We start from the raw sequence: 21,605 nt of genomic DNA, 5'->3' as shown, positions 1-21,605 counted from the left end.
ACTCCTTTGCTATTACTTGTTAGCTTTTGCTTTCTCGAAGACTTCATCAATAGTTCCTACAAGAAGGAATGCACTCTCAGGAAGATCATCGCACTCACCATCAAGGATCATCTTAAAGCCTCTGATTGTCTCTTTAAGAGGAACGTATTTTCCGGGAAGACCTGTGAACTGCTCAGCAACTGAGAAGCTCTGTGACAGGAAGTTCTGAACCTTACGTGCTCTGTAAACAGTAAGCTTATCCTCTTCTGAAAGCTCATCCATACCCATGATAGCAATGATATCCTGAAGTTCACGGTATCTCTGAAGAACCTGCTGAACTCCTTTAGCTACTTCATAGTGTTCCTTTCCTACAATATCAGGAGAAAGGATACGGCTTGTTGAATCAAGAGGATCAACAGCAGGGTAAATACCCTTAGAAGCGATATCTCTTGAAAGAACGGTTGTTGCATCAAGGTGTGTGAATGTTGTAGCAGGAGCAGGGTCTGTAAGGTCATCGGCAGGCACGTATACGGCCTGAACTGATGTGATTGAACCCTTCTTGGTAGATGTAATACGCTCCTGAAGAGCACCCATTTCTGTAGCCAGTGTAGGCTGATAACCTACGGCTGAAGGCATACGTCCAAGAAGCGCTGAAACTTCTGAACCAGCCTGTGTGAAACGGAAGATATTATCAATGAATAAAAGCACATCCTGATTTTTAACATCACGGAAATACTCAGCCATTGTAAGTCCGGAAAGACCTACTCTCATTCTGGCTCCCGGTGGCTCATTCATCTGTCCATAAACCAGGGCAGTTTTGTCAATAACTCCACTTTCCTTCATTTCTCCGTAAAGGTCATTACCTTCACGAGTACGCTCACCAACACCGGTAAATACTGAAATACCACCGTGTGCCTTAGCAACGTTATTGATAAGCTCCATGATAAGTACGGTCTTACCTACTCCGGCACCACCGAACAAACCAATCTTACCACCCTTAGCATAAGGGCAGATAAGGTCAACTACCTTAATACCTGTCTCAAAGATTTCTGTAGCAGGAACCTGATCCTCATAAGCAGGGGCAGGACGATGGATTGCCCATCTCTCTACTCCTTCAGGTGCAGGCTGATTATCTACAGGTTCTCCAAGAAGGTTGAAAATTCTTCCTAAGCACTTGTCACCAACCGGTACAGTGATTGGGCTTCCTGTGTCTACGGCATCAACGCCACGAACAAGTCCGTCTGTTGAGCTCATGGCTACGCAACGAACTACGTCATCGCCAACCTGCTGCGCAACTTCTGCAACAAGTTTGCGATCCTCGATCATAATCTCTATGGCATTGTGAAGATCTGGAAGCTCACCCTCTTTGAAGCGGATGTCAAGTACAGGACCTGTAACCTGAATTACCTTTCCAACATGATTTTCACTCATTGTTAAACTCCTTAAAGTATTGTTTTGTTAATTCCAGAATCTGCGGAAGTTCTGCTCTCGCGGTACTGTTACTAGTCAGAGGAAGTTCTGCTCTCAGCTGCAGAGCAGCTTCGACAGAACAAGCTAGTACACCAAGCTCGAAAATACCTCGCTAGATATAAATCGGATGTTCTGCTCTCGTGCTTCGCACTCGCCAGAACAAGCTTCACACTAAGCTCGATTATCATCTCGCTAAGTGTTCAGCTTTCCGCTCCAGCAACAATCTCAGTAATTTCCTGAGTAATGCTTGCCTGACGGGCTCTGTTATAGTAGAGGCTCAAGCTATCGATCATCTCTTCTGCATTGTCTGTAGCTGCCTCCATAGCTGTTCTACGAGCGGCAAGCTCTGATGCATAAGAAATGTTAATACTTGAATACAGAATTCCAGCAAGATACTCTGGAACAATCTCATTAAACACTGTCTCACTGTCAGGCTCATACAATATCAGGTCTTTGGCTTTACCATCGCTTTCCACATTTTCAGATTTAAGATCTGAAAGCGGAAGAAGTGATGATGAGGTAGGCACCTGAGAAAGCATGGACACGAAATTCGTGTAGCACAGGAAGACATGTCCGAAACCGTCACCGCCATACGATCCGCAGATAAGCTTGGCTACCTGGAAACAGTCTGAAATGTTTACCTTGGCAACTTCGGCGTATTCCTCTGTGAGGATAGGCACATTTCTATGCTTAAAGAACTCCACAGATTTTTTACCGATAGGGAGAACTGTTACATTGTTCTTATCCTTGATCTCAGCTTCAACAAATTTAAACAGGTTGGAGTTGTAGCCGCCTGCAAGACCTCTGTCTCCGGCAATTACAACATACAGCCATCTATCATTTCCACTCTTGGTGTAGATTGAACGGAAATCATTGTTTCCGTTGGCTATATCTGTAAGTGTTGCAAGCATTGTCTCAAGATAAGGCTTTGAATTATCAGCTTTCTCTTTAGCTTTACGAAGTTTTGAAGCTGCTACCAGCTGCATAGCCTTCGTTATCTGCATTGTGCTCTGGACGCTTTTTATTCGGAGTTTAACAGCTTTCATTGATCCAGCCATTTAGTTTTCCTCCTGATTATTTTCTCTTTAAAAAGTTTTCAGTATAAGCGTTCAGTGTCTCTTTAAGCTTAGCTTCTGTTTCAGCCTCAAGCTTTCCAGTCTCACGGATCTCACGCATAGCTGCGATTCCGGTAGGATTGCTATCAAGGAATTCATAAAGTCCGGCTTCATACTCTGCAACATCAGAAGCAGCAACCTTGATAAGGATATTGTTGACAACAGCATAAAGAATAGCTACCTGCTTTTCTACAGGAACAGGCTGATTCTTGTCCTGCTTAAGAACTTCAACAATACGTTCACCTTGAGCAAGACGTGCCTTGGTATCCTCATCCAGATCTGAACCGAACTGAGCGAAACTCTGAAGTTCACGGTACTGTGAATATACAAGTTTAAGTGTACCGGCAACCTTCTTCATAGCCTTGATCTGAGCATTACCACCAACTCGGGATACTGAAATACCAGGGTTAACCGCTGGCATGATTCCTGAGTGGAAAAGCTCTGTCTCAAGGAATATCTGTCCATCTGTGATGGAGATAACATTTGTAGGAATGTACGCTGATACATCACCTGCCTGTGTCTCGATGATAGGAAGGGCTGTAAGTGAGCCTCCTCCATTTTCTTCTGAGAGTTTGGCAGCTCTTTCAAGAAGTCTTGAATGCAGATAGAAAACGTCTCCAGGATAAGCTTCACGTCCCGGTGGTCTTCTGATCAGCAAGGAGAGTGCACGGTAAGCTACGGCATGCTTGGACAAGTCGTCGTAGATACAAAGCACGTGTTTTCCTTTATACATGAAGTACTCACCCATAGCACAGCCTGTGTATGGTGAAATGTACTGCAGTGGGCTTGGTTCTGAAGCTGTAGCTGCTACAACGATTGTGTAGTCCATAGCTCCGCCCTTTTTAAGGTCTTCAACAAGAGCTGTTACTGTTGAACGTTTCTGTCCGATAGCAACATAAATACAGATAACATCCTTGCCCTTCTGGTTAAGGATTGTATCGATGGCAATTGTTGTCTTACCTGTCTGTCTATCGCCAATGATAAGCTCACGCTGACCTCTACCGATAGGGATCATTGAATCGATAGCCTTAATACCAGTCTGAAGAGGCTCCTTAACCGGCTGTCTGGCAATGATACCAGGAGCTGGTGATTCAACTGGTCTGAATTCTGTTGTTTCGATTGGGCCTGCTCCGTCGATTGGCTGACCAATGGCGTTAACAACACGTCCAATCATTTTTTCTCCTACAGGAACAGATACGACTCTTCCTGTACGCTTAACGGTCTGTCCTTCGCTGATTCCTACATCCTCGCCGAACAAAACCGCAGATACTACTGTTTCCTCGAGGTTCTGAGCCATTCCGAATGTACCATTCTCAAACTCCAAAAGCTCACCTGACATACAGTTCAAAAGTCCGCTTACACGTGCGATACCATCACCAACTGTAAGAACTGTACCAGTCTCGTTCTGAATAATTGCATTCTGATAATTCTTTATCTGGCTTCGAATGACCTCGGATATTTTTTCTGGTTTTAGTTCCATATTTTCCTCCGACCATTTTTATTTTTTGATAACACCCCGAATTGCTCCGTTGCATGCAACTTTCGCAATTCTTCATACATTCGGAATCCGTGCTATTGCACTACTTCCTCATGTATTTGCATGTCGCAAGTACTCAATGCTCATTGTGCAAGCACACTCGCATTTATTACTGCGACATTTGTGTTATCAAATTACTGTCTCGTCGACTCTTCTGCGAAGCTCGGATAACCTGCCCTTTACTGTTCCGTCAAAGAGCTGTCCCTCAAGATCTACTCTCACGCCACCAAGAACGCTGCCATCAACCTTCTGTCGTAGCAATACTTTCTTGCCGCTTATATTCTCAAGTTTTGCCCTGAGAAGTGAAAGCTGAGAATCATCTAAGGCTACTGCCGTAGTAACAAGGGCATCAGCAATGCCGTGTTCCTCGTTGTAGCATCTTCTGTATCTCTTTTGACATGCAGAAAACTCTCTTAAAATTCCCTTCTCAATGAGAATCTTGATGAAGTTTAAAAGGTACTCCTGGCAACCATCACCAAGTGCCTGGTCAACCAACTGAAGTCTTTCCTTCTTTGGGACTGAGGGTTCCGAGAGGAGTGTTACATAATCCGGATTCTCTTTGAAGATTCCGTTAATTACCTCCATTTCGCCCAATATTTCATCCGATAGGTTTGATTCCGCTGCCAGATCATATAGGCTCTGCCCATAAAGATCTCCAGCTTTACTCATAGTTTCTCCTTCGTCGAAACTCTGATTCGCATGCCATTTAAGTTGCCTTCGGCAAGGGCATGCTCACCCTTGTTTCACTTTCTTACGTCCTCAGCAGTAAATGCTTCGGACTGTTTCTATTTTTTCCTTCGTCGAAACTCTGATTCGCATGCCAACAAATTTGCCTTCGGCAAGGGCATGCTCACACTCGACTCACTTTCTTACGTCCTCAGCAGTAAATGCTTTCGGACTGTTTTTTGTCTCTTAATTTATGCTCCAACTTGATTGATGAACTCATCAATAAGTTTCTTATGATCGGCTTCATTGATTTCTTTTTCAACAACTTTGCCTGCAATATCCATTGCAAGTGAGCCAATCTCGTCTTTGGCCTCGTTGACCGCCTTTTTCCTTTCCTGCTCAATATCAGCAGCCGCCCTGGCTTTGATGCCTGCTGCCTCTTCCTGTGCCTCTTTTACAAGGGCATCAGCTTTGTTCTGCGCCTCTTTCTGCGCGTCAGATACAATCTTCGCAGCCTCAGCATGAGCACTGGTCAGGCTATCTTCGTATTGATCTTTAAGAGAATCGGCTTCTTCCTTGGCCTCTCTAGCTTCCCTGATTGTCTTATCAGCAAGATTTTTTCTCTTTTCAAGAATCTCATTGATAGGCTTGAAAAGAAACTTCTTTATCAGGAACATCTGAATGAACAAGTTGATTATCGTTGCGATAAATGTCCAGGGAACCAATGTAACCAGCTCCTGCGTGTTCTCCGCAGAAAGCATCATTAGAGCCTGTAATTGCATATATATATTCTCCTTTTAAAAAATTAGAGATTAGTTTAAGTATCCCATGAACATTCCAGGTGCTACGAAGATAAGAAGAAGACCTGTAACGAAACCATAAATACCGGTTGTCTCAGCAACGGCACAACCAAGAAGCATAGTACTTGTTACATCGCCCTTACACTCAGGCTGACGTCCAATGGCCTCAAGAGCCTTAGAAACAGCAGTTCCTTCACCAATACCAGGTCCGATACCAGCTATCAGTGCGCATCCAGCACCAATACCGCATCCTGCAAGTGCAATACCTTTTGCTAAAATCTGAAAATCACCCATGTTTTTTGCCTCCTAAAATATGGTTTTTTGATTTAAATAATTTTTCAATATTTAGTTTTTAATTTATGCTTAGCCTTCTTCTGCCGCATTGGCGATATACATTACGGTCAGCATACAGAAAATGAATGCCTGCATACATCCTGAGAACCAGTCAAAATATACGCCTGTAATTGCCGGAATACCTACGCTAAGAATTGGAATATTGGATAAGAATTTTCCAACCACTCCGGGAATGAGTCCGAAAAGTGCTGCGGACGCAAGTCCCAAAGCCCAATAGATAAGTCCGTCGATTACTACGCCCGAAAGAATATTTCCAAAATGACGGCAAGCCATACTAACCGGTGTAGCAAGCTCTGACAGAATATTGAATGGTGTCATTACTGCTATAGGCGTTGTGAATCCCTTTAAGTATCCGCCAACTCCATTGGTCTTGATCTTAGTAGCTGTTATCATGATGAAGACAACTACTGCCCAACCGGCTTCTGTCGATAAGTCTGCTGTAGGACTACGAAGTCCCACAAGGCTGATAAGATTTGATATCACACTTGTGGCAAAAAGAGCTGACACAAATGGTATCAATTTATCAAACTTATTGCCTCCAGTATTGTTACGGACAAAATTATTGCCCATTTCCACAAGCATTTCTGCAAATGCCTGTCGTTTGGAAATATTCTCAATGCGTAGGTCTCTTGTGAGGAAGATACACAACCCTGTGATAATTATCATTACAAGCCAGCTGACGATTAGCGTCTCTGTAATATTGAAGTCACCAAGAATCGGAATTCCTGTGTGGATTGTATAGTATATCTTCGGTCCAACGACTGAGAAATCATTACTCATATCTTCGCCTTCAACCTCCTTTCCCCGCAGACAAGATCCCGCGTAATTTGATTATAATGCTCGGGACGAAAAGCGGTGCAATTCCTGAAGCCAGGTTAAATACCGGCAAGACAATAGCAAGTATCACCCACAGGAACTGGAGCATAGTCCTATATCTATAGCTTACGCTCATAGTCCTTCTTGCTCTCTCTTCATCCTCTATAGATGCAACTTTTTGCACAGATACTGCCATCCAGAAAAAATTTCCGACAGCTACAATATAGCCTCCTATTCCTCCTAAAATGACCTTTATATCAAATGGTGCCCAACTTGGAACAACCATGTGCAAAACATAAAACACAACATATACCACAAGAACCCCAACTGCTGTTCCTGCTGCAATTATCCCCGTTTCTTTCTTAACAGCATCCTGTAATTTCATACTTTCCTAAATCTCCTGTCAATAAAAGCCTCAGAAGTGCTTATTAAAAAAGACTTCTGTGCTGTTTTTTTCTTTTTTCTTTTTCTCTTCTCTGTGAATTACTGCCAGATAAACCTTATAAGCAGTTGTCATAGACCCCCCCAGGCCCAAAATGAACCCCGGTATATAAACCCAGGCACCGACTGAAAGTCTGGTGCATAAAAGATAACAGACAAAAAGGCACATAAGAAGTGGCATAAGGAGCGATAGACCTAGTTGCCCAACCATAGCAAATTGACTTAATATTTCTGACATTCGCTTTGCCTGCATATCCGGCTGATACCCCTTCCCGCTTTTATCGTAAAACCGTATATTGTTAGTGAAACAAATGGTATAACAAGTTAATAATACACTTTTTGCCTTTTTTTCTCAACCTTGTTAGGCAATTTAACTATATATTATATTATTATCAAAAATAAGCCGGATACCGCGTAAATTCTATGAATTTAGCGGCTCCGGCTACAATATTTATAAATATTTTATCAAAATTTCGGTTATTGTTCTTTAAATTTTAAACTGGTTGATGAGCCCTTCAATTGCATCTGATGAGTCAGATACCGCAGCAGCACTACTATCAACACCCTTTGAGTTAACAGCTACCTGCTCAGCACTTGTAGCAAGTGTAGTAGCTGTAGCGCTGACTTCCTGAGTACTTGCTGACTGCTCTTCTGAAATTGCTGCCATAGAAGTTGCAATCTCATCAACATTACCAACTTTGGCAATCATATCGCCAACAATGTCGCTTGCTTCGTCAAGACTTCTGAAGATTTCTTCAAATGTAGACCCTGCTGTTGTAACAGCCTCCATGTTGGAGCTGATTTCTTCCATATTTGTCTTGGACTTATCTGACAGATCCTGAATCTGTGATGTGATATCTTTAATGATCTCTGCAATCTGAGTAGTTGACTCAGCACTGTTATTGGCAAGCTGTCCAATCTCTGTTGCAACAACTGCGAAGCCTTTTCCTGCTTCACCGGCTCTGGCTGCCTCGATAGAAGCATTAAGTGAAAGGAGGTTAGTCTGCTCAGCGATTGAAGTTATCATTTCTATGATAGAGTTGATCTTATTAGCAGATTCTCCTACATCTCCAACAACTCTGTTCATATCTTCCATAGAAGATGAGATATTTGTCATTCCTGTCTGGACAGCTTCCATATCTCGCTGTCCTTCTTTTGCCTTTGTTACCAAGCTATCCATTGTATCCTGAGTCTGATGGCTCTTGTCAGTAAGGTTACTTACTTCCTGCGCAAGTGTTGTTGCCTGATTAGCAAGCTCTGTAACAGCGTCCGCCATATCGTCCATAGCACCCTGAATCTGCTGCATTGCCTTACTCTGTTCATCTGCCTGCTCATTTAAGTCGCTGGATGCATTCTTGGAGTTAGTTGCTTCTGAAGCCAACTTATCCGTAACATTTTTAAGTTCCGACAAAGTATCTCGCATTTGGTTGACATAGTTGAACATGTTGTTGTTCATTACGCCAATTTCATTTTCGTTTTCTCCGCCTTTTTGGATATCAACAGTAAAGTCTCCATTTGCGATTCTTGTAATGTTGTCTGTAAGGCTGCTTACCGGCTTTGTTATCATCTTATTGATGATAATGTACATTACAACACCAATAGCTATTATCATTATCAGGGCTATAAAAACTGTTATTGCTATAAATCTATAAAGAGATGCCAAAACATCAGATACTTTAGTAAAGGATACAAGATACCAGGTTGTTCCTGTTACGTTATTGAATGCAACGTAGTAATCTGTGCCGTCTGTTCCATGAATTGTCTTTATTTCACTAGTTCCACCTGCAGATACAATCTGCGCAACTTCCTGTATAAAAGAATCATTTGGATACTCAGATACATCTTTTCCTATCTGGTCTTCTGCAGGAGATGCGATCATTGTAGTTCCTGAAAACATCATTGTTGAACCTGTTCCAAGAGGCTTAAACGCACTTGTCTCACTTGAAACATCGTTAAGGAACACATCAGATGAAATTACGCCGGATCTTCCATCTTTCAGAGTAATCTTTCTTGATATGGCCGCTACCATCTCACCTGTACTAAGGTCAACTGAAGGTGGATTCAATGTCATTGTGCTGTTAGCACTACCATATGTATACCATGGTCTTGTTGTAGGGTCGTATCCTGCATCGGGAACCCATCCGGATATATCAATATAATCTTTATTGGAAAGTCCAATATAGAAACCTGTGTATGTCTCAGAAAACTGTGACTTCGTGTACTGATAGGCATCAATTAGCTCCTGATCATTTTCAAAAGTGTTATTCTGCACGCTGTCTGCAATTCCATCAAAATAAACTTTGATGCTCTCAATTGTCCCGCTAATCTCAGCAGCATTAGCTCTTGCTTCCTGAGCAAGTCCATTTGTAGCCTGCTGCTCAATTACCCCTTTTGCCTGTATTGCAATAAATACTGTAACAAATGCAATGGCTGCCATCACCATAGGTAACATCACAAGCAAAAGCTGAGCACTAATACTTTTTCCTTGTCTTTTTGCTTTCTTACTATTACCTGACATATCTGCCTCCTTATCTGAAAATGTCACAATAATAGTATACAAAGCAATAATTAACGAAATATAAATTGAATCTATTTTTATTATTAAATAAAAGCCTAGAAAAAATGCGGCTTTACGCCGCATTTAGAATTGAATCTTTATTCATGCAAATAAACTTTATATGGTCCAAAATCATACTCTTTAAAATCAAGTTCAATTAGTGACTCTCTCTCACTATCCTCAGGAAGGTACATCACATAATTACAAGCTGTATCATATGGCTCAGGAGCCCAGAAACTGTATTTTAATCCATCTCCATTGTTGCCATATTTGTTGTGATCGTACTCGTATGGCGAAATTTCTTTTGCCCAAAGATAATAAATATACGCTTCATTAGCACCACCCACGTAAGTAAGCCTTGATTTCACACTTTCCGGTTGGCTATCAAGGAAGTTATACACATCAGTAGGGTCTTCTGCAAAAAGTCTCTGTGGATAAACAGTATCTGCATATTTATTAAAATAGAAATCAACAAACTGAACACCCTTTATCAGGTAGAGCGCCATAAGACAAACAGCAAGGGCAGTTGACGCAAATTTCTGCCTGTTTCTTGCAAAAAGAAATTCTATAGTCGCTACAATAAAGAATGCCAGGCCAAAGAATGCACTGTTTATCCTGTATGTTGTAACACCCTGTATGAACAATCCAAAAAGGAGTACTGAAAAAGTATAGATAAGGATAACACTTTCAAATCTTATCTTCTTTTCGCGAACACTTTTTACAAGTCTTGTCAGCGTAAGAAGCCCACCAAACGCTATAACAGGAAGGGAGAACATATAAAGCGCTCCGAACTGAGGAAATGAATCAAAATCAGTATTATCAGCCCTGAAAAGGCTGTCAAAAGTCCAGCGCAGATTTGGCTTAATCTGATCAAAGACAATGTCATCAAGTCTGTAATTTAAGACAATAGGAATTGTCATAGGCCCGATATGTATTGCCGGAAGTCCGTATATATTCACAATCTGCAAAAGTACCTGCGGAATGGCAAAAATAATAACCGGAACCGCAAAAGAAATTATGGAACTAATCGCGACTTTTTTCCTTGCTGCAATGAGATAAATCACCAAAAAGAGGTAGAACAGCGGAAGTACAACATCGCTGAGAGCATATGAATAAAAGGTTATTCCTGTCACTGTTCCAAGAACAACAAAGCAGATTTTTTTCCCATAGTTCTCGTCTCTAAGACAATATTCCAAAACGTTTAGCATGATGACGCTGAGCCCAAGCATCAGATTACAGTCAAGAGCTATTCGCCCTGCCTGGGTAAAATATGGTATTGCAAGGAAGATAAACAGATAAATGAGACTGGCTCTTTTACCTGATACTATGCGGACAAGGCGCCATCCAAAGATTCCTGCAAGCATTGAAAAAATCATTGAAGGCAGTCTTAACATAAGCGGAGTAAAGCCACCTACAAGAATAAATGGAACTGTCAGATAACAATATAATGCGCTCTGTCCACCTCCATAATTACTTAGATACATCGGAAAACGGTTAAGATATCTGTCTACACCAAAATGAGCTATGCACCAGGAATCATACCCCATGCCTATCTCATCCACATGTAGTCCCCTTGGAATATCGCTAAGTTTATACAATCTGATGATAAGCGCCAAAAGCAGCATGGCCGCGGAAACTACTATATAGAAATATTTTGAGTCTTTTATTTTCTTAAAAGTTGAAATCATTTTTCCCCCAAAAAGTATAATGTAAAAAAGAATGTCGCTTGCGACATTCTCGCGCCGAGCGCGGTTGCATTTATGCAACATCTTCCAATCGCGCGAGTGCGCATCCTTAGCGGAGCGATTTTTTTATAACATAGGAAGCAATTTCCTATGTTATAAAAAAGCACCATCACCATTATATCAGTGACAGTGCTTTTGTTCATCATATTATCAAGCTTCGTCTTCTGTCTTTGTAACAGCAATATGGAGCTCTTCAAGCTGTTTGTCTGTAACGTATCCGGGAGCGCCCATCATAATATCCTGTGCATTCTTGTTCATAGGGAAAGGAATAATCTCGCGGATTGAATCCTCACCTGCAAGAAGCATTACCATACGGTCTACACCAGGAGCAATACCTGCGTGTGGCGGTGCACCATAGCAGAATGCATTGTACATAGCAGGGAACTTAGCCTTAACATCTTCCTCTCCAAGTCTTACCATCTCGAAGGCCTTAATCATGATTTCAGGATCATGATTACGAACAGCACCTGATGAAAGCTCTACACCATTACATACAAGATCATACTGATCAGCAGTGATTGAAAGAGGATCTATTTCACCTCTCTCTGCCTTAAGAAGTGTCTCAAGTCCACCTGAAGGCATTGAGAATGGGTTGTGGCAGAACTCAAGCTCTCCTGACTCCTCACCGATCTCATACATAGGGAAGTCTACGATCCAACAGAATGCATACTGCTCTTTATCCATATGTCCGGGAACAGCAGCACCGAATGTCTTAACGATAACGCCTGCTGTCTTCTGAACTGCACCAAGTTTTCCGCTTGAAAGAACTACGAGGTCTCCAGCCTTAAGTGAAAGAGCTGAAACAACTGCATCCTTAATAGGTGCAACAAATTTGGAAATACCACCAACAAGCTCTCCGTTCTCATCCATTCTGAACCAATAAGCCTTATTCCCTGACTGAACTTCTACATCAGCGATTGTCTTGTCAATGAACTTTCTGCTTTCCTTGAAATCAGAAATAACTACAGCTTTAATCCTTACATTTGTATCGCTGCCGTCCTCTGCCTTTGTTGCAAAAGGTCCAAAGCCGCAATCAGCCAGACTTTCTGTAACGTCATCAACTGTAAGATCTATACGAAGATCAGGCTTATCTGAACCATATTTCTCCATAGCCTCAAGATATGGAATTCTCATAAATGGAGCGCCTGACGCACGGTTGTATGTACCATACTTAGCAAAAATAGGAGGAAGAACATCCTCTAATACTGCAAATACGTCTTCCTGAGAAGCGAAAGCCATCTCCATATCAAGCTGATAGAACTCTCCCGGGCTTCTGTCCCCTCTTGCATCCTCATCTCTGAAGCAAGGTGCAATCTGGAAGTAGCGGTCAAATCCTGCTGTCATAAGGAGCTGTTTAAACTGCTGTGGAGCCTGTGGAAGTGCATAGAACTTACCAGGATGCTTTCTTGCCGGTACAAGGTAATCTCTTGCTCCCTCAGGAGATGATGCTGTAAGGATAGGAGTTGTTATCTCCAAGAATCCATGCTCTGTCATAGCCTGGCGAAGAGCTGCAACAACGTTGCATCTGAGAATAATATTCTTTTTAACTTCAGGGTTTCTAAGATCCAGATATCTGTATTTAAGTCTTGCTGTCTCATCTGCTTCTCTTGAATGATTTATCTCAAATGGAAGCTCGTTGTAACGACAACGTCCAAGAACAGTAATGCTTTCAGGAACAACTTCTATGTCTCCTGTTACCTGTTTAGGGTTCTTGGAACTTCTCTCTCTTACAACACCCTTTACTGAAATAGTTGATTCCTTATTAATGGCCTTAGCTGTCTTAACCATCTCTTCTGTCTCAAGGACGATCTGTGTTGTGCCATAGAAGTCTCTTAAAACTACAAAACCAAGTCCGCTTCCAACTTCACGCATGTTCTCGAGCCAGCCAACAAGAGTAACGCTCTCGCCGACATTTTCCATGCGCAGCTCACCACAGTTATGTGTACGTGATTGCATCATACTTATGTACTCCGTTTCTATATTTTTAAAATGTAACACAAAAAAATAGTTGTGCGTAATTTTGAAAAAATCCAATACTACGCACAACATTTTAGACTATCATCGTAATAGTTTCAAGGTCTTTTATTTTACCTTGTTTCCACCCCATTCAACTACTGTAAATCCATTTCTCTCAGCTCCCTCGATATACTGTGGATTAATCTTCACAAATCTGTCTGTCGGATACCACGCCATAAATACTCTTATAACTGTATCAGGTTCAGGAGAAACTGTAAGTTTAGCGCCATTTTTGTATGTATCAGTTTGGAAACTGACCATATTATATGGGTTGCCTTCCATCATAGGAAGCCAGAAATCAATAAACTCTTCTGTTTCTGCATCGTTAAGTCCAAGAGCATGAAGCTTTTCATCAAGAAACGCTCTTGTATCAGCCCCCGCTACACAGAATCCTGAATAAAAATCATAGGAGAAATTAGGATCGCCTTCCCAGAAAAGGTAGTCATACTGCTTGCCCTCAAAAGTTATCTTTCCATCAGCATTTGCAGTAACATTCCAGGTATTCTCCGCATTAAATTCAGGAATAAGCTCAACTATATTTCCATCATAATCAAGATTTACTGAGATTTCAGTATTATCTTCTGTCGGATACAGATATATTACCGGTTTAAGATCACGACCGGTGACTTCTGTTTTCCAATAAGACAGGCCAACGCCCATTATCAAAAAACTGATTAATAAAACACCCACAATACTCTTCTTACCCATAAAGCAGTACCTCCTATACATATTTATATTATATGCCATTTTCACAAAAATTCAAATGCTAAAATGCAGATTTTTAGCAGATTTTTATAATGTTTCATCATTATTTCCCATAAAAAAATCAAAACACAATATATTCACCTGAAACTTATTCATCCCACAAAATATAGCAGAAAATTAATATCGTTATTTCGCTTATTTTTTGAATATTTATTGCCGATACAATTATTGAAAGCACGGACGCATCATATTGCATGGAAGCTAACCACAAACACTAAATTAAGGAGAGACTTTTACATGGTAATCCAGCACAATATGACTGCGTTGAATTCCAACAGGCAGCTCGGAATAATGCACAACACTAAAGCCAAGTCTTCAGAAAAACTGACTTCCGGATACAAGATAAATCGTGCGGCAGATGATGCAGCAGGTCTTGCTATCAGTGAAAAAATGAGGCGGCAGATACGCGGTCTTACACAGGCTTCTGAAAATGTGCAGGACGGGATTTCCTACGTCCAAGTAGCTGATAGTGCGCTTGCTGAAATAGATCTCATGCTTGCCCGTATGACGCAGCTATGTGTTCAGGCTGCAACAGATACTCTCACTGTTGATGACAGAGACGCAATTGATAAAGAAATCCAACAGATAAAAATGGAATGTAACCGAATTTTCCATGTTACAAGTTTTAACGATAGACCAATTTGGGACGAAAATAATATGAGTCCTATAGTAATAGGCACAGAAAGACGTCCTATTTTTACATCAAGCGTAAATGGTGTGGGCCAAATAACTGAAAAAAACAGGGCAGCCTGGCCCAATGATAATAATTTCCATTTCGAAGCAACTAGCGATGGCGTGAAAATAAAGTGGAAAGGCTTTGACGGAACTGAATATGAAAGCAAGGAAATCAAATGGCCTTCTGAGAATGAATTACGTCAAGGTTTTACCGTAAAAGTAGATGAAACCAGTATGGACTATTCTGTGTATCCGGATGCCAGCAACATAAATCCCAGTTACACTTTTAAGCTTGACAGAGATGCCACTCTGGACATGCTGATCAACAACCTGAATAAAAAATCAGCATATGTTTCATCAAGCTACTCTGTAAGAGGTACTGTTAAAGGCGATACCGGATCATCATCTGTCAGCGGAACATGGCAATACTTATCCGGATTACTGTATCGCAATAATGCTCTAGGTGCTGAAGATAACATGATTCCCGAAAACGGAGGTAATAACCGACAACAAACCAATGTCGCTGATAAATTATCTTTTTCTTTTACCTTCGGAAAAAATGACAATACCAGGCCAAATCCTCCCGACAGCTTTTCTGCCGAAGTAAAATCTACCGGTTCAGTATCTGCAAACAGTTATTCCAAAGATGAGCGCATACGAGGAATCTGGTGGAATTATAATACCAATAGCTCTCTCACTCATTTGATCAGTCAATCTTCAACAGATAGTAACAATCTTGAAAACGCAGTAAGAAGAGCATTTGGCCCACATGAGAATCCATATACACATGAAAAATATGATTTAACTGCTTTTGGAGGAAATATCTCTATTACACTGGGAACATCCTCTCTTGAAACACTGACTTACGGTACAAATGGCTCACAAATCTCGAATGGAAATAATGGTATTGGAACCTTGACACTATCCATGAGTGTTAAGGTTGGAGAAACTGCAGATGATATCATAAAAAGAATAAAGGGAATCACAGGAATCGATCTGACACAAACTACCAATAATGGCTTAAGCCGTGGAAACGTTCCTGTTACTTATTTTGATGGAAACATCTATGGTGGCGCAATGATGCTTAAAATACAGGCAGGTTCTGAAAGCACCCCGGATGATGTCATTCCTCTTATTTATGACGTGCTAAGTACCTATTCTCTCGGAATTGATAACCTCAACACCTTAAATACTTCTGATGCCAAGAATGGTATAGAGCAGATAAAAAGAGCCGGGCAGATTGTTGATGAACAACGCTCTGTCTTTGGTGCATATCAGAACCAAATGGAACATGCCTATAAAAATCTTAAAAATACGGTTGAAAATACTACAAGTTCAGAATCCCTAATACGCGATACTGACATGTCTGCTGAACTTGTAAAGTATTCCAATAGTATGATTCTTGCCCATGCAGGAGACGCAATACTTGCTCAGGCAAATCAAACAAATCAGGGGGTTCTAAGTCTATTACAGTAATTAGTCGATGATGCTTTTCACATCATCTTCTTTATCTCATCATGTACAAACTGAACCTTAGGTCCTACTACAACCTGAACAGTTAATTTGGATGGACGAACCACTCCGGCCACCCCGGCTTTTTTGATTGTTTTTTCATCAACCTGCGTGTAATCAACAACCTCTACACGCACTCTTGTTGCACAATAATCCAGTTCTTTGATGTTTTCCTTTCCGCCAAGGCCTTCCAAAATAATCTTAGCCATTGTAGTGAAATCATCATTTGAAAGCTCAATTTTGTTTTCTTCTTCCTCGTCATCCTCACGGCCCGGTGTCTTTAAATCAAATTTGACGATGACAATACGGAATACAACGTAGTAAATTACTGCGAACACAAGTCCTACCGGAATAAGGAGCCAAGGATTAACTGCCATAGGTGCTTTAAAGCTCAGGAACCAGTCAACAAAACCTGCTGAAAAATTGAAACCAATCCTAAGAGGAAGCATTGCACATACGATGGCAGAAATTCCTGAAAGAACTGCATGTACAAGGTATAGTCCAGGAGCCATAAACATGAATGCAAACTCGAGAGGTTCTGTAATTCCTGTAAAGAATGAAGCAAGAGCTCCGGCAAGGAGAAGAGATGCCGCAGTCTTCTTTTTGCTATCTTTTGCTGTATGGTACATAGCAAGAGCTCCGGCTGGAAGACCGAACATCATAACAGGGAAGAAGCCTGTCATATACTGACCTGTAACACCCTTAACTGCGCCTTCAGCTCCTGACCAGAACAGTCCAAGGTCATTGATTCCAGCTGTATCAAACCAGAATACAGCATTTAACGCATGGTGAAGTCCCAAAGGAATAAGCGCACGATTGAGCATTACATAGATACCTGCTCCTATAGGGCCAAGTCCTAAGATTGCTTTTCCAAAAGCAACAAGCGCACCGAAAATAATTGGCCATATAAAGTAAAGAACGACCGCGCAAACAATCGAAGCTGCGGCAGTTACAATGGCAACACATCTTTTCCCGCTAAAGAAAGCAAGCCAGTCAGGAAGTTTGGTGTCTTTGTATCTGTTGTAGCAACTTGATCCTATAACACCTGCAAGAATACCAATAAAGGCATTGCTGATCTTGCCAAAAGCTGCAGGTACTTCTGATGCATCAACACCTCTGTACATGGCAACTGCGCCTGTGCTAAGCAATGTGGTGATCATAAGGAATGAAACAAGACCTGCAAGAGCACTTGTTCCATCGTGATCTTTAGCCATACCTACTGATACACCAATGGCAAAAAGAATAGGAATCTGGTCGATAATAGCAGAAGCTGCTTTAATGAAAAATGCTGCAACAACGCTGTTAGCGCCCCAACCAGTTGGATCGATCCAATAGCCAATACCATAGAGAATACCTGCTGCCGGTAAAACAGCTACTGGAAGCATCAGGGATTTCCCGATCTTCTGTAAATACTTCATCATACTTTTGTTCCTCCTTATATTATTGTAATTTTCATTACAATGGTCACTGAGTTAAAAGAATTACTGTGTCCCCTGCGGATACGGCTCCGCTCTTCTTTTCGATTTTTGAAAACTTTCCTGAATTAGAAATGATGACAGGCGTAACTGTTTCGAACCCCGCATTCTTAACGCCCTCAAGATCTACTTCGACGATCAGATCGCCTTTTTTCACATCATCGCCCTGTTTGGCATGAATGGTATAGTGTTCACCATTTAACTTAACAGTATCAATTCCTATATGTACAAGTATCTCGGCACCGTCCTTGGTAATCATAGCATATGCATGACCCGTTGGGAAAAGAGCCATAAGTTTCCCATCTGCCGGTGCATAAAATTTTCCTTCAGAAGGCTGAATGGCTACTCCTTTTCCAATCATTTCCTGTGCAAAGGTAGGATCACTAACTGTCTCTATCGGCACCAATTCACCATTTACCGGTGATGATACTTCTATGTCATTTCCTTTAAACAACTTATCAAAAAGCCCCATACAACACCTCCAATGTTACTATTAATATAACGCTAAACCGATAAAAATTCCATTGAAAAACTTTATTTATTTTTAATATAAATTGTGTTACAGTAAACTCGGTATTAAATCTCGTATGAAAGGTGGTGGTTTTTATGAAGTCTGATTCACATATATGCAGTAGTGATTCTGCTCCCGGTCGAAGTACCAGTTTAACCACCATTAACAAATTCATAGGAGATTATTATCATGGAATTACAAGAAGAAAAAACAATCGCTGAAATCTTGCAGGAGCTTCTTGAATCCAGACAGTATACTAAGCTTCGCCAGACTATCTCTGAGATGAACACGGTAGATATCGCTACTGCTATGGGAGAGATGGAAAACGAGGATTCTCTTAAAATGTTCAGAATTCTCCCAAAAGACATGGCTGCAGATGTATTCGCTGATCTGGAATTGGATGCTCAGCAATATATTATCCGATCACTATCTGATCGTGAAGCTTCCAACATTATTGACAATCTGATGGCCGATGATGCTACTGACCTGCTTGAGGAAATGCCCGCAAACGTAGTTAAGCGTATTTTGGCCAATGCAAGCCCTGAGACCAGAGCTGATATCAATCACCTTCTTCAGTATCCTGAGGATTCTGCCGGTAGTATCATGACTGTGGAGTATGTAGATCTCCGCGAAGACATGACTGTAGCAGACGCCATTGAAAGGATCAGGAAAAAAGGCGTAGATTCAGAGACCATCAATATTTGCTATGTAGTTACAAGACAAAAGGTACTGGTTGGTACTGTTGCTCTCAGATATCTGCTCATAATGAAGCCTGATGAGATTATCGGCGACATCATGAACACCAATGTCATCAGCATAAACACCATGACTGACCAGGAGGAAGCTGCAAGAGTCTTCCAGAAATACGGATTCACTGCTATGCCGGTAGTTGATAATGAGAGCCGCATGGTCGGTATCATTACCATCGATGATGTAGTAGACATCCTCGAAGAAGAGGCTACAGAGGATATCGAAAAGATGGCTGCTATCGTGCCATCAGATAAGCCTTATCCAAAGGTTGGTATTTTTGAAACCTACAGAAGCAGAATACCATGGCTTTTGTTTTTGATGATAAGTGCTACTTTTACAGGCGCCATCATCACAGGATTCGAGGATGCTCTTTCAGCATATGTAATCCTCACTGCGTATATCCCAATGCTTATGGATACCGGTGGTAATGCAGGTTCTCAGGCCAGTGTATCAATTATCCGTGGGCTTTCTCTTAAAGAGATTGAATTTGAAGATATCTTCAAGATAATCTGGAAGGAGATCAGAGTCGCTGTTTTGTGCGGTCTGACACTGGCAGGCGCAAACTTCGTAAAGCTTATCTTCCTTGACAGACTATCTATCACAGTTGCCGCAGTAATCTGCTTGACTCTTTTGATAGTAGTTCTTATTGCAAAAATGGTTGGCTGCTGCCTTCCTATGCTTGCCTCAAAACTTGGATTTGACCCGGCTGTAATGGCAAGCCCGTTTATCACAACAATTGTTGATGCCCTTTCACTGCTGGTTTATTTCAACATTGCAACAAGAGCTCTTCATCTGGCTATATAAAAGACATAATAATCCCCCGGGCTGAAAACAAATTCTGCCTGGGGGATACTTATTATAAGACTTTTATAGATTTGTATATCCCATGAGGTACCCATCTACTTCTTTTGCACAGGCTCTGCCTTCGGCAATTGCCCATACTACAAGGGATTGGCCGCGGTGCATATCTCCTGCCGAAAAGATTTTGGTGTTTGGGATGTGGTAACTGTCTTGTTCAGTTACTATGGTGCCACGGGGACTTCTCTTTAGGGAGAAGACATCTGCTGAATAGTCTTCACAGCCGATAAAACCTGCCGCTATAAGTAAGATATCGCACTTTAGTGTTTTCTCTGAACCGGGGACGTCTGTTAGTTTTCCGTCTTTGAAAGAAACTTTTACAGTTTCAAGCTGCTTGATATTACCTTTTTTATCGGTAACTACATTCTTTACAGTAGTTTCAAAAACTCTTGGATCACTGCCATATACATAGACTGCTTCTTCATGTCCATAGTCTGTTTTAAGGATTTTGGGCCACTCAGGCCATGGATTATTTGCTGCCCTTTCAACCGGAGGCTTGGGCATCATTTCCAGTGCTGTTACGGATTTTGCTCCCATTCTGACAACTGTTCCTATGCAATCATTGCCAGTGTCACCTCCACCGACTATGACTACATTCTTTCCGTGAGCATCAATATAACCGCCTTGCTTTGTGAGAGATTCTACAGTTCTGTCTTCACTCTTCAAAAGAGCTTTTGTTGTCCTTGTCAAAAAATCCACTGCAAAATATACGCCCTTTATACTGTCGGGGTCAGCAACAGCAAGCGGTCTTGGCTTTTTTGCACCACAGCACATTACAACCGCATCAAAGTTATCCAAAATATCTTTTGATAATAATTCATTATCCACATTTTTACCTGTTTTAGTCGAATTATCCACAGCGCTACCCCCGATATTTACCCCTGTGTGGAAAATTACGCCTTCCTCTTCCATAAGCTTTCTTCTGCGCTTTATTACGCTTTTATCCAGCTTCATATTAGGTATTCCGTACATGAGAAGACCTCCCACTTCATCTTCTCTCTCAAATACTTCTACCACATGCCCTCTGTGATTAAGCTCATCTGCTACTGCAAGGCCTGACGGTCCGGCTCCTACAACTGCCACCCTTTTACCGCTTCTGATTGCAGGAACAACCGGTTTTATATACCCTTTTGAATAAGCTGTTTCAATAAGGTATAGCTCGTTATCATGAACTGTAACCGAATCACCGTTTTGTCCGCACATGCAGGCTTTTTCACAAAGAGCCGGGCAAACGCGTCCTGTAAATTCCGGAAAATTGCTTGTCTTATAAAGCCTGTCAAATGCGTGTTTTTCATGTCCCTTATATATTTCATCATTCCATTCAGGAATCAGGTTATGAAGGGGACACCCTGTTACCATTCCCCCAAGGTTCATTGCTGACTGACAGAAAGGCACTCCGCAATTCATACATCTGGCAGCCTGCTCCCTTCTTGACTGTGTATCAAGAGGAGTATGAAACTCCTCAAAATTCTTTATTCTTTTTTCCGGTGGCACATCACCATTATTAGTTCTTTTATATTCAAGAAATCCTGTATCTTTTCCCATATTCCTATATTCACCTCT

18 protein-coding genes are annotated in these 21,605 nt (G+C 41.4%); 2 read left to right on the top strand and 16 right to left on the bottom strand.

Going from position 1 to position 21,605, the window contains the following annotated elements; genetic code table 11:
- Window positions 1-12: 12 nt before the first annotated feature.
- The 13 genes from atpD to BM146_RS19960 all read right to left on the bottom strand — a co-directional run bounded on the left by atpD (window position 13) and on the right by BM146_RS19960 (window position 14,204).
- Window positions 13-1,410 (bottom strand): F0F1 ATP synthase subunit beta, encoded by a 1,398-nt coding sequence (atpD, locus tag BM146_RS05265; RefSeq protein WP_022772480.1) that lies wholly within the window; start codon window positions 1,408-1,410, stop codon window positions 13-15.
- Between the two features lie 239 nt (window positions 1,411-1,649).
- A complete protein-coding gene (gene atpG / locus BM146_RS05260) occupies window positions 1,650-2,507 on the bottom strand; it encodes an ATP synthase F1 subunit gamma (RefSeq protein ID WP_074885410.1) in 858 nt (285 codons plus the stop codon).
- Window positions 2,508-2,523: 16 nt separating this feature from the next.
- Window positions 2,524-4,044: a F0F1 ATP synthase subunit alpha gene (gene atpA / locus BM146_RS05255; protein WP_074885405.1), complete on the bottom strand. Its 1,521-nt coding sequence runs from the start codon at window positions 4,042-4,044 to the stop codon at window positions 2,524-2,526.
- A gap of 186 nt (window positions 4,045-4,230) precedes the next feature.
- Window positions 4,231-4,770, bottom strand: coding sequence for an ATP synthase F1 subunit delta (gene atpH / locus BM146_RS05250; RefSeq protein WP_074885403.1), 540 nt, complete (start codon window positions 4,768-4,770; stop codon window positions 4,231-4,233).
- Between the two features lie 248 nt (window positions 4,771-5,018).
- Complete coding sequence (atpF, locus tag BM146_RS05245) at window positions 5,019-5,549, bottom strand: F0F1 ATP synthase subunit B (RefSeq protein ID WP_242949345.1); 531 nt, start codon at window positions 5,547-5,549, stop codon at window positions 5,019-5,021.
- A gap of 30 nt (window positions 5,550-5,579) precedes the next feature.
- On the bottom strand, window positions 5,580-5,861 hold the full coding sequence (gene atpE, locus BM146_RS05240) for an ATP synthase F0 subunit C (protein WP_022772487.1): 282 nt from the start codon (window positions 5,859-5,861) through the stop codon (window positions 5,580-5,582).
- A gap of 69 nt (window positions 5,862-5,930) precedes the next feature.
- Complete coding sequence (locus BM146_RS05235; RefSeq protein WP_074885400.1) at window positions 5,931-6,701, bottom strand: F0F1 ATP synthase subunit A; 771 nt, start codon at window positions 6,699-6,701, stop codon at window positions 5,931-5,933.
- Window positions 6,702-6,711: 10 nt separating this feature from the next.
- Window positions 6,712-7,122, bottom strand: a complete 411-nt coding sequence (locus BM146_RS05230; protein ID WP_074885397.1) for an ATP synthase subunit I — start codon at window positions 7,120-7,122, stop codon at window positions 6,712-6,714.
- Window positions 7,123-7,152: 30 nt separating this feature from the next.
- Window positions 7,153-7,416 carry an AtpZ/AtpI family protein gene (locus tag BM146_RS05225; RefSeq protein ID WP_242949344.1) on the bottom strand — a complete coding sequence of 88 codons (264 nt, stop codon included), beginning with the start codon at window positions 7,414-7,416 and terminating at the stop codon, window positions 7,153-7,155.
- Between the two features lie 249 nt (window positions 7,417-7,665).
- Complete coding sequence (locus BM146_RS05220; RefSeq protein ID WP_074885392.1) at window positions 7,666-9,696, bottom strand: methyl-accepting chemotaxis protein; 2,031 nt, start codon at window positions 9,694-9,696, stop codon at window positions 7,666-7,668.
- Between the two features lie 137 nt (window positions 9,697-9,833).
- The gene (locus BM146_RS05215; protein ID WP_074885390.1) at window positions 9,834-11,423 is read right to left on the bottom strand and encodes an ArnT family glycosyltransferase; all 1,590 of its coding nucleotides are present in this window, start codon (window positions 11,421-11,423) and stop codon (window positions 9,834-9,836) included.
- A gap of 207 nt (window positions 11,424-11,630) precedes the next feature.
- Window positions 11,631-13,439: an aspartate--tRNA ligase gene (gene aspS / locus BM146_RS05210; RefSeq protein WP_074885388.1), complete on the bottom strand. Its 1,809-nt coding sequence runs from the start codon at window positions 13,437-13,439 to the stop codon at window positions 11,631-11,633.
- A 123-nt stretch (window positions 13,440-13,562) separates the two neighbouring features.
- Window positions 13,563-14,204, bottom strand: a complete 642-nt coding sequence (locus BM146_RS19960; RefSeq protein WP_083413411.1) for a hypothetical protein — start codon at window positions 14,202-14,204, stop codon at window positions 13,563-13,565.
- 294 nt (window positions 14,205-14,498) lie between these two features.
- Between BM146_RS19960 and BM146_RS20160 the strand changes: the two genes are divergently transcribed.
- Window positions 14,499-16,412: a flagellin gene (locus tag BM146_RS20160; RefSeq protein ID WP_074885385.1), complete on the top strand. Its 1,914-nt coding sequence runs from the start codon at window positions 14,499-14,501 to the stop codon at window positions 16,410-16,412.
- A 17-nt stretch (window positions 16,413-16,429) separates the two neighbouring features.
- Here BM146_RS20160 and nagE read toward each other — a convergent pair whose 3' ends face one another.
- Both nagE and BM146_RS05190 read right to left on the bottom strand, forming a co-directional pair.
- Entirely contained in the window at window positions 16,430-17,869 is a 1,440-nt protein-coding gene (gene nagE, locus BM146_RS05195; RefSeq protein WP_177201595.1) for an N-acetylglucosamine-specific PTS transporter subunit IIBC, read from the bottom strand.
- A gap of 43 nt (window positions 17,870-17,912) precedes the next feature.
- Entirely contained in the window at window positions 17,913-18,395 is a 483-nt protein-coding gene (locus tag BM146_RS05190) for a PTS sugar transporter subunit IIA (protein WP_074885382.1), read from the bottom strand.
- A gap of 228 nt (window positions 18,396-18,623) precedes the next feature.
- On the opposite strand from BM146_RS05190, the gene mgtE reads away from it, so the two are divergent.
- Entirely contained in the window at window positions 18,624-19,988 is a 1,365-nt protein-coding gene (gene mgtE, locus BM146_RS05185) for a magnesium transporter (RefSeq protein ID WP_074885379.1), read from the top strand.
- 63 nt (window positions 19,989-20,051) lie between these two features.
- On the opposite strand, the gene BM146_RS05180 is transcribed toward mgtE, so the two are convergent.
- The gene (locus BM146_RS05180) at window positions 20,052-21,587 is read right to left on the bottom strand and encodes a glutamate synthase subunit beta (RefSeq protein WP_074885376.1); all 1,536 of its coding nucleotides are present in this window, start codon (window positions 21,585-21,587) and stop codon (window positions 20,052-20,054) included.
- Window positions 21,588-21,605: the final 18 nt, after the last annotated feature.

This window comes from Butyrivibrio proteoclasticus, assembly GCF_900115735.1.
In the GTDB taxonomy this organism is placed as follows: Bacteria; Bacillota; Clostridia; order Lachnospirales; family Lachnospiraceae; genus Butyrivibrio; species Butyrivibrio proteoclasticus_B.
The sequence above is the reverse complement of the archived record's forward strand: the minus strand, read 5'-3'. Positions and strand labels throughout refer to the sequence as shown.